The sequence below is a fragment of the Trinickia sp. LjRoot230 genome (assembly GCF_964253315.1).
In the GTDB taxonomy this organism is placed as follows: Bacteria; Pseudomonadota; Gammaproteobacteria; order Burkholderiales; family Burkholderiaceae; genus Trinickia.
The window spans coordinates 3,473,401-3,487,823 of the sequence record NZ_CAXUQX020000001.1; the positions used below are offsets into that span (position 1 = coordinate 3,473,401).

11 protein-coding genes are annotated in these 14,423 nt (G+C 64.0%); 8 read left to right on the forward strand and 3 right to left on the reverse strand.

Annotated elements, in window-relative coordinates; genetic code table 11:
* Window positions 1-174 precede the first annotated feature (174 nt).
* From ACSQ20_RS15815 to ACSQ20_RS15845, 7 genes are all read left to right on the forward strand, one after another.
* Window positions 175-675 carry a DUF192 domain-containing protein gene (locus tag ACSQ20_RS15815; protein WP_436021541.1) on the forward strand — a complete coding sequence of 167 codons (501 nt, stop codon included), beginning with the start codon at window positions 175-177 and terminating at the stop codon, window positions 673-675.
* 143 nt (window positions 676-818) lie between these two features.
* Window positions 819-2,927 carry an elongation factor G gene (gene fusA / locus ACSQ20_RS15820; protein ID WP_436021543.1) on the forward strand — a complete coding sequence of 703 codons (2,109 nt, stop codon included), beginning with the start codon at window positions 819-821 and terminating at the stop codon, window positions 2,925-2,927.
* A gap of 164 nt (window positions 2,928-3,091) precedes the next feature.
* A complete protein-coding gene (locus ACSQ20_RS15825; RefSeq protein WP_436023150.1) occupies window positions 3,092-4,765 on the forward strand; it encodes an ABC transporter substrate-binding protein in 1,674 nt (557 codons plus the stop codon).
* Between the two features lie 90 nt (window positions 4,766-4,855).
* On the forward strand, window positions 4,856-5,866 hold the full coding sequence (locus tag ACSQ20_RS15830; RefSeq protein WP_436021545.1) for an ABC transporter permease: 1,011 nt from the start codon (window positions 4,856-4,858) through the stop codon (window positions 5,864-5,866).
* On the forward strand, window positions 5,863-6,747 hold the full coding sequence (locus ACSQ20_RS15835) for an ABC transporter permease (protein WP_436021547.1): 885 nt from the start codon (window positions 5,863-5,865) through the stop codon (window positions 6,745-6,747). Before ACSQ20_RS15830 ends, ACSQ20_RS15835 begins: the two co-directional genes overlap by 4 nt.
* Complete coding sequence (locus ACSQ20_RS15840; protein WP_436021549.1) at window positions 6,744-8,861, forward strand: ABC transporter ATP-binding protein; 2,118 nt, start codon at window positions 6,744-6,746, stop codon at window positions 8,859-8,861. The genes ACSQ20_RS15835 and ACSQ20_RS15840 overlap by 4 nt, the downstream gene beginning before the upstream one ends.
* Before the next feature lie 399 nt (window positions 8,862-9,260).
* Entirely contained in the window at window positions 9,261-10,841 is a 1,581-nt protein-coding gene (locus tag ACSQ20_RS15845; protein ID WP_436021551.1) for a hypothetical protein, read from the forward strand.
* 20 nt (window positions 10,842-10,861) lie between these two features.
* Here ACSQ20_RS15845 and ACSQ20_RS15850 read toward each other — a convergent pair whose 3' ends face one another.
* Window positions 10,862-11,704 (reverse strand): aldo/keto reductase, encoded by an 843-nt coding sequence (locus ACSQ20_RS15850; protein ID WP_436021553.1) that lies wholly within the window; start codon window positions 11,702-11,704, stop codon window positions 10,862-10,864.
* Between the two features lie 130 nt (window positions 11,705-11,834).
* Here ACSQ20_RS15850 and ACSQ20_RS15855 point away from each other — a divergent pair, with 130 nt between their 5' ends.
* Window positions 11,835-12,581 (forward strand): GntR family transcriptional regulator, encoded by a 747-nt coding sequence (locus ACSQ20_RS15855; RefSeq protein ID WP_436021555.1) that lies wholly within the window; start codon window positions 11,835-11,837, stop codon window positions 12,579-12,581.
* An 18-nt stretch (window positions 12,582-12,599) separates the two neighbouring features.
* On the opposite strand, the gene ACSQ20_RS15860 is transcribed toward ACSQ20_RS15855, so the two are convergent.
* Window positions 12,600-14,006, reverse strand: coding sequence for a CoA transferase (locus ACSQ20_RS15860; protein ID WP_436021557.1), 1,407 nt, complete (start codon window positions 14,004-14,006; stop codon window positions 12,600-12,602).
* A gap of 73 nt (window positions 14,007-14,079) precedes the next feature.
* Window positions 14,080-14,394, reverse strand: coding sequence for a DUF2917 domain-containing protein (locus tag ACSQ20_RS15865; protein WP_436021559.1), 315 nt, complete (start codon window positions 14,392-14,394; stop codon window positions 14,080-14,082).
* Window positions 14,395-14,423: the final 29 nt, after the last annotated feature.

The following is a 14,423-nucleotide window of genomic DNA, read 5'->3' on the forward strand; positions in this document are numbered from 1 at the left end:
AAAACGCAGTCAAGAATACGCAGTTTGCCGTTCTTAACGGCGTTCGAAGGCAGGTGGCCGCAAGTCACCTGCCTTTTTGTTTTTTTGCTTTTTTGTTTGCTTTTCATTTTGCTTGAAGCCATGCCGCTCGCGTAACATGCGCGGGGTCTGTTCAGCTCAGCAAGGAGTGGTGCCGTGGGAGTTTCTCTTCGTTCGTGGATCGCGCGCGTCGCCGCGGCTGCCGTTTTGCCGGTCGCTTTCGTTGCACTCGCCGCTGCCGACCCCGCCGCGGCGCAATCGATGCCGGCCGGGGCGAAGCAGCCGTCCGAATTCCCGCATGCGAAGCTCACCGCCGGGATGTTCGTCATCGACGCGGCTGTCGCGGCCAACGATCCCGACCGCGAACAAGGCCTGATGTACCGCACCGCGCTTGCGCCCAACGAAGGCATGCTGTTCGTGTTCGACGAGAACGCCGTGCACTGCTTCTGGATGAAGAACACGCTGATTCCGCTGTCGATCGCGTTCATGCGCGCGGACGGCACGATCACCGACATCGACGAGATGCAGGCCGAAACCACCAACAACCATTGCCCGCGCAACAATGGCGTCTATGCGCTCGAAATGAGCCGCGGCTGGTTTACTGCCAAGGGCATTAAGCCAGGCATGAAGGTTCAGGGCCTGCCGCAGCCTCGCTGACCCCCCCGCTACGCCAGTGGGCACGTTCGCTGCCTGGGCTGCTATCGAGGAACGCTGCAAAAGGCGCGGGCAGGCGCTATGCTTCTAGGTCTGCAACCCTGACGGCGCTGCGATTCGCGGCGCCCATTTGCAAGGAGATCGACGTGCCCCGCAAGACTCCCATCGAGCGCTACCGAAATATCGGCATCAGCGCTCACATCGATGCCGGCAAAACCACGACCACCGAACGCATCCTGTTCTACACCGGCGTGAGCCACAAGATCGGCGAGGTTCACGAGGGCGCGGCCGTCATGGACTGGATGGAGCAGGAACAGGAGCGCGGCATCACCATTACGTCGGCCGCGACCACCGCGTTCTGGAAAGGAATGGCCGGCAACTATCCTGAGCACCGTATCAATATCATCGACACGCCAGGGCACGTCGACTTCACGATCGAAGTCGAACGTTCGATGCGCGTGCTCGACGGTGCCTGCATGGTCTACGACTCGGTGGGCGGCGTACAGCCGCAATCGGAAACCGTTTGGCGCCAGGCCAACAAGTACAAGGTGCCGCGCATCGCGTTCGTGAACAAGATGGACCGCGTGGGCGCCGACTTCTTTCGCGTGCAGCGGCAAATCGGCGAGCGGCTCAAGGGCGTGGCTGTGCCCATTCAGATTCCGGTCGGGGCAGAAGAGCACTTTCAAGGGGTGGTCGACCTCGTCAAGATGAAGGCGATCATCTGGGATGACGAAAGCCAGGGCGTGAAATTCGAATATCGCGAGATTCCAGCCGAATTGCTTGCGACGGCCGAGGAGTGGCGCGAGAAGATGGTCGAGGCGGCCGCCGAGGCCAGCGAGGAACTGCTCGAGAAGTACCTCGAAGACCACACTTCGCTCACCGAAGCCGAGATCAAGGCGGGCCTGCGCAAGCGCACGGTCGCCAACGAGATCGTGCCGATGCTCTGCGGCAGCGCATTCAAGAACAAGGGCGTGCAGGCGATGCTCGATGCCGTCATCGACTATCTGCCTTCGCCGATCGACGTGCCCGCCATTCTAGGCCACGACGAGGACGATCAAGAGGCCGAGCGGCATCCGAGCGACGACGAGCCATTCTCCGCGCTTGCATTCAAGATCATGACGGACCCGTTCGTCGGCCAGCTGATCTTCTTTCGCGTCTATTCGGGCCTCGTCAATTCGGGCGACACGGTGCTCAATTCGACGAAGGGCAAGAAGGAGCGCATCGGCCGCATCTTGCAGATGCACGCGAACGATCGCAAGGAAATCAAAGAAGTCTATGCGGGCGATATCGCTGCAGCCGTGGGCCTCAAGGAAGCGACCACCGGCGACACGCTGTGCGACCCTGCCAAGCCGATCATCCTCGAGCGGATGATCTTCCCCGAGCCTGTCATCTCGCAGGCGGTCGAGCCGAAAACGAAGGCCGATCAGGAGAAAATGGGCATCGCGTTGAACCGCCTTGCACAGGAAGATCCATCGTTCCGTGTGCAAACGGACGAAGAGTCGGGCCAGACGATCATCTCGGGGATGGGCGAGCTGCACCTCGAAATTCTCGTCGACCGGATGAAGCGCGAATTCGGCGTCGAAGCAACGGTCGGCAAACCGCAAGTGGCCTATCGAGAGACAGTTCGCACGCCGGTGGAAGACGTCGAAGGCAAGTTCGTCAAGCAGTCGGGCGGGCGCGGCCAGTATGGTCACGTCGTCATCAAGCTCGAACCGCAGGCGCATGGCAAGGGTTATGAATTCGTCGATGCAATCAAAGGCGGCGTGGTGCCGCGTGAATTCATCCCGGCTGTCGACAAGGGCATTCAGGAGACGCTGAAAAGCGGCGTGCTCGCGGGCTATCCAGTGGTCGACGTGAAGGTGACGCTTACCTTCGGTTCGTATCACGACGTCGACTCGAACGAAAACGCGTTCCGCATGGCCGGTTCGATGGCCTTCAAGGATGCGATGCGTCGCGCGAAGCCGGTGCTGCTCGAGCCGATGATGGCCGTCGAAGTCGAAACGCCCGAGGATTTCATGGGCAACGTGATGGGCGATCTGTCGAGCCGGCGCGGGATCGTGCAGGGGATGGACGATATCGCGGGTGGCGGTGGCAAGGTGATTCGAGCCGAAGTGCCGCTGGCCGAGATGTTCGGCTACTCGACCTCGCTGCGCTCACTCACGCAAGGCCGCGCGACATACACGATGGAGTTCAAGCATTACTCGGAAACGCCGACGCAAGTGTCCGAGGCCATCATCAATACGAAGGGCAAGTAACGCCCACACGAGCCGGCGTGGGCCCCGCCCGCCGGCTCGCTTCAACCGCTTCAACCGGGGCATTCGTCAAGTCGCGCTACACTGCTGGCACGTTCATCATCGCACCGCTCTTCGTCGCCGTTTTTGCACGCGTGCGCCTTCCAAACGAACCGGAATACGCCTCGATGAAAGCCCGTTTCGCTTTGCCGTTTTCTCTGGATGCGTGGCGCCGCACTGCCGGCGAATTGGGCAACCATGCCCTCGACGAATACCTCGCGCATCGCCTCACACGCCGTGAACTGCTGCGCTACGCGAGTGTCATCGGGCTCTCTAGTATCGGCGCCGCGGCAGGCGAACTCGTGTTGCCGCGGCGCGCCGATGCGCAAACGGCCGCAGGCGGAACGATCCGTGTCGCGCATCTGACGCCGGCCGGTGCCGTCGATCCGTTGACCGTCACCGACGCAGCGGGTCTCGCGCTGATCGCCCAAACGGGCGAGTTTCTCGTCGATGATGAAAGCAACGGCGATAGCGGCAGTGCGCTCAAACCGGCGTTGGCGCTCGGGTGGCAGCCCAACACCAGCGGCGACACATGGACGTTCAAGCTGCGTCCAAACGTCAAATTTCACAACGGGCAGCCATTGACCGCCAAGGATGTGGTCGCGACCTTCGACCGCCTGGCCGACCCGACAGTGGGCTCCGCCGCGCTCTCGCTGCTCAAGGGCGTGCTCTCGAAGGGCGGCACACGGGCGCTCGACGAGCACACGGTCGCATTTCATCTCGACGCGCCGAACGGCAATTTTCCTTTCTATGTCTCGTCCGACAATTACAACGCGGTGATCTTGCCGGCAAGCTACATCGGCGGCTACGAGAAAAGCTTCATCGGCACGGGCCCGTTCAAGCTCGATCAGTATCAGCCGAAAGTCGGCGCGTCGTTCATTAGGAATCCTGACTATTGGGGGACGAAAGCGCTACCGCAACGTGTGGAATTTTCGTTCTATGCCGATCAGCAAGCGCAGATTCTCGCATTGAAGGGCCGGCGTGCCGATGTGATGGGCGATTTCACCGTGCAAGGCGGCGCGGGCATTCTCAACGATCCCGAATTCACTGTGCTGAGCACACATTCGAGCGCGCATCGGCAGATCCACATGCGCTGCGATCAGGCGCCCTTCAACGACAAGCGTGTGAGGCAAGCGCTCGCGCTGGCTTTGGATCGCAGCGCGCTCGTCAAAGGTCTTTTCAAGGGGCGCGCGCAGATCGGCAACGATCATCCGTTTGCACCCGTGTTCGCATCGGCGGACAAGAGCGTCGCGCAACGTAAATATGATGTGCAGCAAGCCAAGCAACTGCTGGCGCAAGCAGGGCATGCGAATGGTTTCGATGCGACGCTCACTACCGAAAAGTTCATGGAGATTCCCGACCTTGCCGTGGTCGTGCAAAACGCCGCCAAAGCGATCGGCGTGCATTTGAATCTGAAGGTCGAGAGCCAGGGGCTTTATTACGGTGCGGGGACGTTCGGCAAATCCGATTGGCTCGACGCCCCGCTCGGTATCACCGATTACGGCCATCGCGGCGTGCCCAATCTGTTTCTGAACGCGCCGCTTGCCAGCGGCGGAGCCTGGAACGCAGCGCACTTCAAGAACACGGCCTACGACAAGCTCGTTGCGGCGTTCGTCGGCGCACTCGACGTGACATCGCAAAGAAAGATCGCGGGGCAAATCGAAACGCTGCTGCTCGATCAAACGCCCGTGATCATTCCGTATTTCTTCGATCAGCTCGTCGCTGTGCGCAAGTCGATCAAGGGTGTGCGGTTTACGGCCATCTCGCAGCTTTACCTGGATCGGGCGACGGCCGCGGCTTGACACGTTGCGATGCGTTCCGACGCATTCGTCAGGACACCTAACTATTTTTTTGCAACGCCGACTCGACGAAGGATCGATTTTCGAAAACGCATGTCGCGCATTGTTTCCTCTGCCCCACGCGGTCCCGCGCGCAGCAACGTCGTGCGCATCGCGCAATTCGTCGCCGAGCGCTGTGCACTTGCGCTCGTCACGCTGTTGCTGCTGTCGGTGCTCGTGTTCGCGCTCGGCCAATTGCTGCCGGGCAACATCGGCCGGGCGATCCTCGGGCCGCTCGCCGATGCGCGTGCCGTCGCCGCGATCAACCATCAGCTCGGGGCCGACCAGCCGCTACTCGCGCAATACCTGAACTGGAGCGCGCGCATCGTGCAGGGCGATCTGGGCACCTCCTACGCTTTTCGGGCACCCGTCGCGCCATTCATCGGCCATGCGCTCGCGAACTCCGCGAAGCTGGCCGCGCTCGCGTTCGCCATCGTCGTTCCGCTCGGCATTGCGGCGGGCGTATGGGCCGCGCTTCACGCTGGGCGCTGGCTCGATCGCACGTTGATGATCGTCGGGATGTCGGCGACGGTCGTTCCGGAGTTCGTATCGTCGATCGTGCTGATTCTCGTATTCGGCGTATGGCTGCGCTGGCTGCCGACCGAAGCGGGCTACCCCGTCGGAACGAGTCTCGCCGGCGTGCTGAGCCACCTCGTTCTGCCTGCGCTGCCGCTCGTGTTCGTGCTGTTCGGATATCTGGCGCGCATGGCGCGAGCCGGCACCGTCGAGGCGCTCGACGCCGATTACACCCGTACTGCGATCCTCAAAGGGCTGCCGCGCCGCATCGTCATCACGCGCCACGTGCTGCGCAACGCGTTGCCGCCGACCATCACCGTCGCCGCGACGCAACTCGGCTATATGGTCGGCGGGCTCGTCGTCGTCGAAACGCTCTTTCACTATCAAGGCATTGGCTCGCTGATCTACAACGCGGCGACAGCAAAAGACTTCCCGATGCTCGAAGCCGGTGTGCTGACGGTGGGTGTCGTCTATACGGGTGCCGGTCTCCTTGCGGATATGTTGCTCGTTGCGCTCGATCCGCGCAGACGCACCGGAGGGACGCGATGAACACCGACATGCGCGATTCGCAACAGCTAGCTGCCACCCATGTGCCGGCAGCCACGCCGCGCTTTCAAATACTTCGTGCGTTGCTGCGCTCGCCTAGCTTTCTCGCCGGAGCGCTGCTCGTCGGATTCTGGCTTGCGTGCGCCATTCTCGGACCGTGGGTAGTGCCGCACGATCCTTACGCATCCGATCCGCTCAACTCGCTCGCGCCACCCGATGGCGTGCACTGGTTCGGCACCGATCAACTCGGGCGCGATGTGTTCTCGCGCGTGGTCGCCGGCGCGCGGGACATCTTCAAGATAGCGCCGCTCGCCACGCTCGTCGGCACGTTCGCGGGCACAGCCCTCGGCCTTTTGCTCGGCTATGCCAACGGCTGGATCGACAGAGTCGTCGGCCGCATCATCGATGCGTTACTGGCGTTGCCGCTGGTTATCGTGGCGTTAGCTGCGCTGGCCGCGCTTGGTGCCTCGAACACCACCGTGGTGCTCGTGATCGGGCTCACGTTCATGCCGATCACGGCGCGCACCGTGCGTGCCGCTGTGTTCGCCGAGCGTCATCTCGACTATGTGGCGGCCGCGCAATTGCGCGGCGAACACGCGCTTTACATCATGTTCGCCGAGATCCTGCCTAACGTTCTGCCGCCCATCATCGTCGAGGCCACCGTTCGCTTGGGTTATGCCATCTTCGCCGTGGCGACGCTCTCCTTTCTCGGCTTCGGCGTGGCGCCGCCTTCGCCGGATTGGGGGCTTGCGCTGTCCGAGTCGTATTCGCTGATGACCGGTGGCGCGTGGTGGACCGTGGTGTTCGATGCGCTGGCGATCGCCACGCTCGTCGTAGGTGTGAATCTCGTCGCCGACGGGGTTCAAGGAGCATTTGCGCCATGAGCGCTGCGCCGCGCAACACATTCGCCGTGCTCGATACAACGACGAGGGCAGACGATGACGTGCTCGCCGCAACGGGTTTGAGCGTCGCCTATCGCGTGCGCTCACGAGAGCGCGAAGTGCTGAGCGATGTCACGTTCCGCATCCGCCGCGGCGAAGCCTATGGGCTCGTCGGTGAATCGGGCTGCGGAAAATCGACGCTCGCCCTCGCAGCACTCTCGTACCTGCCGCGCAATGGCCGCATCAAAAGCGGACGCATCGCGATCGCAGGCGCGGATCTGGCCACGCTCGATGCCGAAGCACTGCGAATGATGCGCGCAAAGACCGTGTCCATGGTCTATCAAGATCCGTCTCGCGCGCTCAACCCGTCGCTGACGGTAGGCATTCAGGTGTCCGAAGCATTCGAGGTGGCGTATGCCATTTCTCGTGAGGAAGCGCGCACACGCGCAAGGCAGATGCTGGCGCGCGTGCACATTGCATCGCCTGATCAGGTGATGGATCGGTACCCGCATCAGTTGTCGGGCGGCATGCAACAGCGCGTCGTGATTGCAATGGCGCTCGCATCAAACCCGGCGCTGCTCGTGCTGGACGAACCGACGACAGGGCTCGACGCCACCGTCGAAGCCGAAGTCCTCGACCTGGTCACTCAACTGCGCAACGAACTGGGTACCGCTGTGCTCTTCATCAGCCATAACCTTGCCGTGATCGGGCGCATGTGCAGCCGCGTCGGGGTGCTCTATGCGGGGCGTCTGGTGGAAGAAGGCGCGAGCGCCGACGTGTTCGGGGCGCCGCATCATCCCTACACCGTGGGGCTGTTGCGTTGCTTGCCCGCGCGTGCACGCAGCAAGTCGAGCGGTCGGCTCGATACCATCTCGGGCAGTTTGCCCGCGCCCGGCATGGCCGTTATCGGCTGTGCCTACGCCGAGCGGTGCAAACTCGCCGACGAACGCTGCAGGCGCGAAGCGCCGCCGCCCTATCGATTCGGCGCTGCGCATGGCGTGCAAATGGCGCGATGCCACTATCATGAAAACGCGCAAGCGCTGCCGTTCGACATGGACTCGCGGCCACACCCGCCGAGCGCACATCGCGATGCGAGCTCGGATCGCGCCGTTGCTCAAACGACGCCGGTGCTTCGCGCCGAACATGTCTCGAAGACGTTCGTCGGATCGGCTCAGACAGTGCGCGCTGTAGATGATGTTTCGCTCACGCTCGGACAGGGCGAAACGCTCGGCCTCGTCGGCGAATCGGGTAGCGGCAAGACGACACTCGCGCGGCTGCTCGTCGGGCTGATCGCTCCCGATCGAGGCGCGACGATCGAACTGGACGGCAAGTCGTTGCAGCCGCGCGTGGAACGGCGCAATGGTGAGCAGCTGAAGTCATTGCAGATCGTCTTTCAGAATCCCGACTCGGCGCTCAATCGCGCGCATTCGGTTCGGCATCTGATCGGCCGGGCATTGTCGAAGCTCGGTATGTTGCGCGGTGCGGCGCATGGCGCCGAGTTGAGCTCGCTTGCCGATGCGGTGCGTCTGCCGCGCCGCTATCTCGATGCGCGCACGCGGCAACTCTCCGGCGGGCTCAAGCAACGCGTCGCGATCGCGCGCGCGTTTGCAGGGGACCCGCGCGTCGTCGTTTGCGACGAGCCGACATCGTCGCTCGATGTCTCCGTACAAGCCGCAATTCTGAACCTGCTCGTCGACCTTCAACGCGAACGAGGCGTGAGCTATGTGTTCATCTCTCACGACCTTCATGTGGTGCGCTACATCTCCGATCGCATCGCGGTGCTTTACGCGGGACGCCTGCTCGAAATAGGCTTCGCGCAAGAAGTGTTCGATGGACCACATCACCCCTACACCGAGGCACTGCTCTCGGCGATGCCGCCTTTCACACCCGGTGTGGATGATCCGCACAATGCACGTGTGCGTCTGTGCGGAGAGCCACTGAGCAGCACCGCGCCGCCCACGGGATGCGTCTTTCAGACGCGATGTGCACGCAAGCTCGGCGAGTTATGCGAGAAGGTTGATCCACCGTTCGCCGATGCGGGCGCTGGGCATCTGATTCGTTGTCATATCCCTGTCTCAGAATTGCGCGATATGCGTCACGAACCGCAAGGTGTGTGAGCGGTTGTCGCGCGTCATCCTCGACGTTGTGTTTGATGGCTCGATAGCGGCTTTCGGAAGGTCGATATCGAGCGTTTCGCATTGAGCGGTGTATCACTCCTGAAACGTTTAAGGCTTTTTTCAGGGCCGTTTCTAAACATCAATCGACTCTCGCCATGTGCGACGTGCTTCGTCGCGCGATGGCACGCTTATCGCGATACCCCAGCGCACGGCCGCGCCATCGCGCGACCGCCTCGAGCCACGTCGCTAACACCAGCCATGGTGGATAGCGATGGCACGCGTGCATGTGTTCTCGTGCGCTGCCCGACCCGTGGACGAAGTCGAGCCTTGCCGTGTTCGCCCGGCGGGCGATGGGACGACGGCGGCATTTGACCGCTGTTCCCTTCGGGGGATCAACAGATGAAGATCAAGAAAATTAGTAAGGACTCCTACATAAATGCGAAAGCACTCGGGGGAGCGCTTGCGAGTGCAATCGCACTTGTTTTCGGCGGACACGCACAGGCCGCTGAGTTCGACGATACGGTGGCGCGGTGGCTTATTACGACAAACGCAGTGGTGGGAGACGACGGTGGCGCCGAAGCCGCAGCACTTCGAGTGCAATTGGCGCAAACAGAATCGGCAGGCGGATCGAATGCGGCAGGCCCATGTGCGGCCGATCCGACGTCGGAAGCCTGTCTTAAGTTATCGACGGTTGACGTCGGTGGCACCGAAAGTGGTGCCGCGGCCGGCAGCGCAGCCGGTGGCGTGACAGGAGGCGGCGGACGCGGCGGTAATGGCGGCTCGGGCGGCTCGGGCGGCTCGGGCGGTGGCGGCGACAACGGTAGTGGTGGTTCTGGCGGTGGTGGTTCTGGCGGTGGCGCGTCGGGTGGTGGTGGCACGGGCGGTGGTGGCACGGGCGGTGGTGGCACAGGCGGTGGTGGCACAGGCGGTGGCGGCACGGGCGGTGGCGGCACAGGCGGTGGTGGCACGGGCGGTGGTGGCACGGGCGGTGGTGGCACGGGCGGTGGTGGCACGGGCGGTGGTGGCACGGGCGGTGGCGGCACAGGCGGTGGCGGCACGGGCGGTGGCGGCACGGGCGGTGGCGGCACAGGCGGTGGCGGCACAGGCGGTGGCGGCACGGGCGGTGGCGGCACGGGCGGTGGCGGCACGGGCGGTGGCGGCACGGGCGGTGGCGGCACAGGCGGTGGCGGCACAGGCGGTGGCGGCACGGGCGGTGGCGGCACGGGCGGTGGTGGCACGGGCGGTGGTGGCACAGGCGGTGGCGGCATGGTGGCGGCGACGGCGGTGGCCATGGTGGCGGCGACGGCGGTGGCCATGGTGGCGGCGACGGCGGTGGCCATGGCGGCGGTGGCGGCGGTGGCCATGGTGGCGGCGACGGCGGTGGCCATGGCGGCGGTGGCGGCCATGGTGGCGGCAACGGTGGTGGCCATGGTGGCGGCGACGGCGGCGGCAACGGCGGTGGTCATGGTGGCGGCAACGGCGGCGGCAACGGCGGTGGTCATGGTGGCGGCAACGGCGGCGGCCATGGCGGTGGCAACGGCGGTGGTAACGGCGGTGGTAACGGCGGCGGCCATGGCGGTGGTAACGGCGGTGGTAACGGCGGTGGCAACGGCGGTGGTAACGGCGGCGGCCATGGCGGTGGTAACGGCGGCGGCAACGGCGGCGGCCATGGCGGTGGTAACGGCGGTGGTAACGGCGGTGGTAACGGCGGTGGCAGCGGTGGCAGCGGTGGCAGCGGTGGCAGCGGTGGCAGCGGTGGCAGCGGTGGCAGCGGTGGCAGCGGCAGCGGCGGTGGCAGCGGTGGCAGCGGTGGCAGCGGCGGCAGCAACGGCAACAACGGCAACAACGGCAACGGCGGCAGCAACGGCAACGGCGGCAACAACGGCAACGGCGGCAACGGCGGCAACGGCGGCAACAACGGTGGCCACGGTGGCAGTCACTGATGCCCTTAGCACGACGCGGCGGCTTTGCGCCGCGTAGTGCCAAGCCCCTCTGTCACGTCACAGCATGTCGAGAGGCCGTTTCGCTCCGGGCGGCGCAAACTGCGCGTCGATCATCGCGCGCTCGCTATTCGTTAATCGAATGTCGAGCGCGCGCCTGTTCTCACGCACGTGCTCGATATTCCCCGCTTTGGGAATGGCACAGACGCCCGGTTGCTCGAGCACCCATGCCAGCGCGATCGTGGTCATCGACACCTGTCGCGATTGCGCGATCTCGTCGAGCACCGAGCGCTTCGGCAAACGCATATGATCGATCGGGCTATACGCCATCGCTGGCATATCGCGCGCGCGCATCCACGGCAGCAAATCGAACTCCGGTCCGCGTCGCGCGACGTTATACAGAATCTGATTCGTGGCGCACGCCGAGCCGCCCGCGGCAACGAGCGCCTCCATGTCGTCGACGTCGAAATTGCTCACCCCCCAATGACGAATTTTCCCAGCACGACGCAAGGCCTCGAAACCCTCCACCGTCTCTTCGAGCGCGATCGAGCCAGGCCAATGCAGCAAATAGAGATCGAGGCGATCGGTCTTTAGCCGTCTGAGGCTGGCCTCGCATGAGGCCGCCACTCCGCGGCGACTCGCATTGTGCGGATAGACCTTGCTGACGAGAAAGACCTCGTCGCGCAAACCGGCGAGGGCTTCGCCGATCAGCGTCTCGGTCGTACCCTCGCCGTACATTTCGGCGGTATCGATGACGTTCATGCCAAGCGCGATGCCTTCGCGCAGCGCTGCAATCTCGGCTTCGCGCGCCGCCCGGCGTTCTCCCATTTCCCAGGTGCCCTGCCCAAGCTTGGCGACGCTTTCGCCGTTCGGCAACGTCACGCAGATGCCATCAGTGCTCATCGCGGCCTCCTTCAAACGTCCGAAAGAATCGTCCGAGTGTAGCGGTTAGCAACAATTCTTGCGGCCGGACTCGCGTATGGCGTGCTCCGATGACATAAAATTGCCGCTTGCCCCTCGTCGCGCATAGTCCATGAATGCACCCTCGGAAGACCGCTGGCGCGATTTGCGCCCGGACCCGGATAACGACACACCGCTTTACCTCCAGCTGGCCCGCAAGCTCGGAGAAGCGATCCACAAAAGTCGCTGGAACGCCGGAGAAGCATTGCCGTCCGAGCGCGTGCTTTCAGATGCGCTCGGCGTGTCGCGCATCACCGCGCGCAAGGCCCTCGCGCTGCTCGTGGAGCAAGGGCTCATCCGCCGCACGCAGGGCGCGGGCAGCTTCATTACCCCGCGCTATGACGACCCTCTGTCGCAACTTTCGAGTTTCAACGAGATGCTGCGGCGCCGTGGCTTCGTGCCAAGTTCGAAATGGCTCTCGCGTGAAATCCAGCAGGCCAGCCGCGACGAAGTGATTCAGCTCGGTTTATCGCCGGCCGCCGCGGTCACGCGCTTGAAACGCTTGCGCCTGGCCGACGGCATCGTGATGGCCGTCGAAAATTCGACGCTGCCCGCCTCGGTCATACCCGACCCGAACGCCATCGGCGACTCGCTCTATAGCTACCTCGAACAGCGCGGCCTTGCGATCGTGCGCGCGTTGCAGCACTTCAGAGCAGTCAACGCGAGTGAAGAAATCGCCCGGCAAATGGGCATCGCGCCGCATGACGCGCTGCTGTTGATCACGCGCATCGGCTATTCGGCAGATCAACGCGCGATCGAACTTACCGATACTTACTGCCGCAACGACTACTACGACTTCGTTGCGGAACTGCGCAAGTAACCGAGGTTCCGCTGATGGCTAAGCAAGCCAACAAGGCTCGTCGGCGCCGATAGCAACCGGCGGGCGATCGTAACGAGGCGGCGTCTCGTCCATCCGCTCGGCAGGCGCCGCCGCCAGCACACGGCCAAAAGATGTTTCGGTCGATTCCATCGCATCGCGCACATCGTCAAGCGTCACGTCAGCGGTGCGCCAGCCATCGTCGAGCGTATCGAACGATTGCAGCCAGTGCCCCGTCTGCGCGAGCGAAACACGCACATGCCAACTGCCGCCCTCGCGCGCACGACGCTGCAACGCGACCATCGCGCCGAACGCCGCCAGATACCCGGTTGCATGATCGAGCGCCTGACACGGCAGATGCTTCGGCATCGCGCTGGCAACCGCACCGCCCTCTGTCCAGGCGATGCCGGTCGCCGACTGCACAAGGCTGTCGAAGCCGCGGCGGCCGCGCCACGGGCCGGCATGTCCATATGCGCTCACGGAAACGTAGACAATGCCGGGCTTCGCGCGCGCGAGCGCATCCGGAGAAAAACCGCGCGCGTCGAGCGCACCCGGCCGATAGCCCTGCAAAAAAACATCAGTCGAGCTGGCAAGCTCACGCAAGATTTCCCGGCCCGCGGCATCGCGTAGATCAAGTACCGCCGAACGTTTGCCGCGCCCATTGTCAATCACGAGCGGCGCGATATTCGGCAGATGCGGACCGTTGATCAGCAAGACCTCGGCGCCATGTTGCGCAAGCGTGCGCCCGGCCACCGGCCCCGCGATAATCCGGCTCAAATCGAGCACGCGCGTGCCGGCAAGCGGCCGACTGGCGGTGTCGAGCGCATCGTGGCGGCCGATCGGCATCGGCGGCGCATCGCCGATGCGCTCGATGTCGAACAACGGCAACGCCGTGATCGCTGCAGCCTGCTGATGCGCGGCCCACTCGCGCGGCGTGCGGATCATCGCCGCGCAGAGTCCCGGGTTGGCGAGTGTCTCGTCAAGGACAGCGGCATCCCAGCCGCGAATCGCAGCAGCCACCGCGTCGCGATCGTTCGTACACCTAAGCAGTTTGACGACGCCTTCGCGGTGATGCGCGAAGTTCGTGTGCAGTTGTATCCAGCGGCCATCCCGCGTTTCGTAGAATCCGGTCAACGGATCGCGCAACTCGGGCGCGGGGCCATCGTTCACCCGCAGGTAGCGTTCGCTGCGAAACGCGACGAGCGCGCGTCGCATCGCGACATCGACACGCTGCGCTCGCCCGGTACGCAGCTTGTGGCACTGCGCCGCCGCCAGCGCGGCCGCGCCGATGGTCGCGCACGCCAGCGTACCGACGCGGTACACCGACGGCAGACCGGGATCGGCTCCTTCGAACCGAATATCGTCGAGCGCGGACGGTGCGCAACCGGCCAGCGACCAGAGATGCTCGAGCGCGAGATGCGGTGACATGATCGACGGCCTCCGAATGCGGGACGTTAAACGTGGGGCGGACGCACCAGTCTAAGAGCGACGCCGATATCGATCAAGCAAGCGACGCGCGAACGGCCTGAAGCCAGCGCGGCAACCAGCGCTGCCGCCGCGGCACCACACTTGCCCGAGCGCGAGCCTCAGCGTGCGTTACCGCCACTTGCATACCATCGCGCCCCGCACCCAACCATGCGCGCGCGCCGGCCTGCAGAACGAACGATTGGCCAGCCTCGAGCCAGTAATCCTCGCTATCGTGTTCGACGGTGAGCCACAGTTGTCCCGCCGTCACCGTGACCGCAAGCGGGCTCGCGACACGCCAGGCGGCGGCCGGCTCATCGTGTTCCATTTCGATCGTACGGATTTCGCGCATCGCAGCCCCCTTTGAAAAAAGCAAATGCC

What these genes read in the sequence shown, in the direction of transcription:
- ACSQ20_RS15825 (WP_436023150.1), top strand. Translation starts at nt 3,092, where the DNA reads ATGAAAGCCCGTTTCGCTTTGCCGTTTTCTCTGGATGCGTGGCGCCGC.
- ACSQ20_RS15830 (WP_436021545.1), top strand. Translation starts at nt 4,856, where the DNA reads ATGTCGCGCATTGTTTCCTCTGCCCCACGCGGTCCCGCGCGCAGCAAC.
- ACSQ20_RS15835 (WP_436021547.1), top strand. Translation starts at nt 5,863, where the DNA reads ATGAACACCGACATGCGCGATTCGCAACAGCTAGCTGCCACCCATGTG.
- ACSQ20_RS15840 (WP_436021549.1), top strand. Translation starts at nt 6,744, where the DNA reads ATGAGCGCTGCGCCGCGCAACACATTCGCCGTGCTCGATACAACGACG.
- ACSQ20_RS15845 (WP_436021551.1), top strand. Translation starts at nt 9,261, where the DNA reads ATGAAGATCAAGAAAATTAGTAAGGACTCCTACATAAATGCGAAAGCA.
- ACSQ20_RS15850 (WP_436021553.1), bottom strand. Translation starts at nt 11,704, where the DNA reads ATGAGCACTGATGGCATCTGCGTGACGTTGCCGAACGGCGAAAGCGTC.
- ACSQ20_RS15855 (WP_436021555.1), top strand. Translation starts at nt 11,835, where the DNA reads ATGAATGCACCCTCGGAAGACCGCTGGCGCGATTTGCGCCCGGACCCG.
- ACSQ20_RS15860 (WP_436021557.1), bottom strand. Translation starts at nt 14,006, where the DNA reads ATGTCACCGCATCTCGCGCTCGAGCATCTCTGGTCGCTGGCCGGTTGC.
- ACSQ20_RS15865 (WP_436021559.1), bottom strand. Translation starts at nt 14,394, where the DNA reads ATGCGCGAAATCCGTACGATCGAAATGGAACACGATGAGCCGGCCGCC.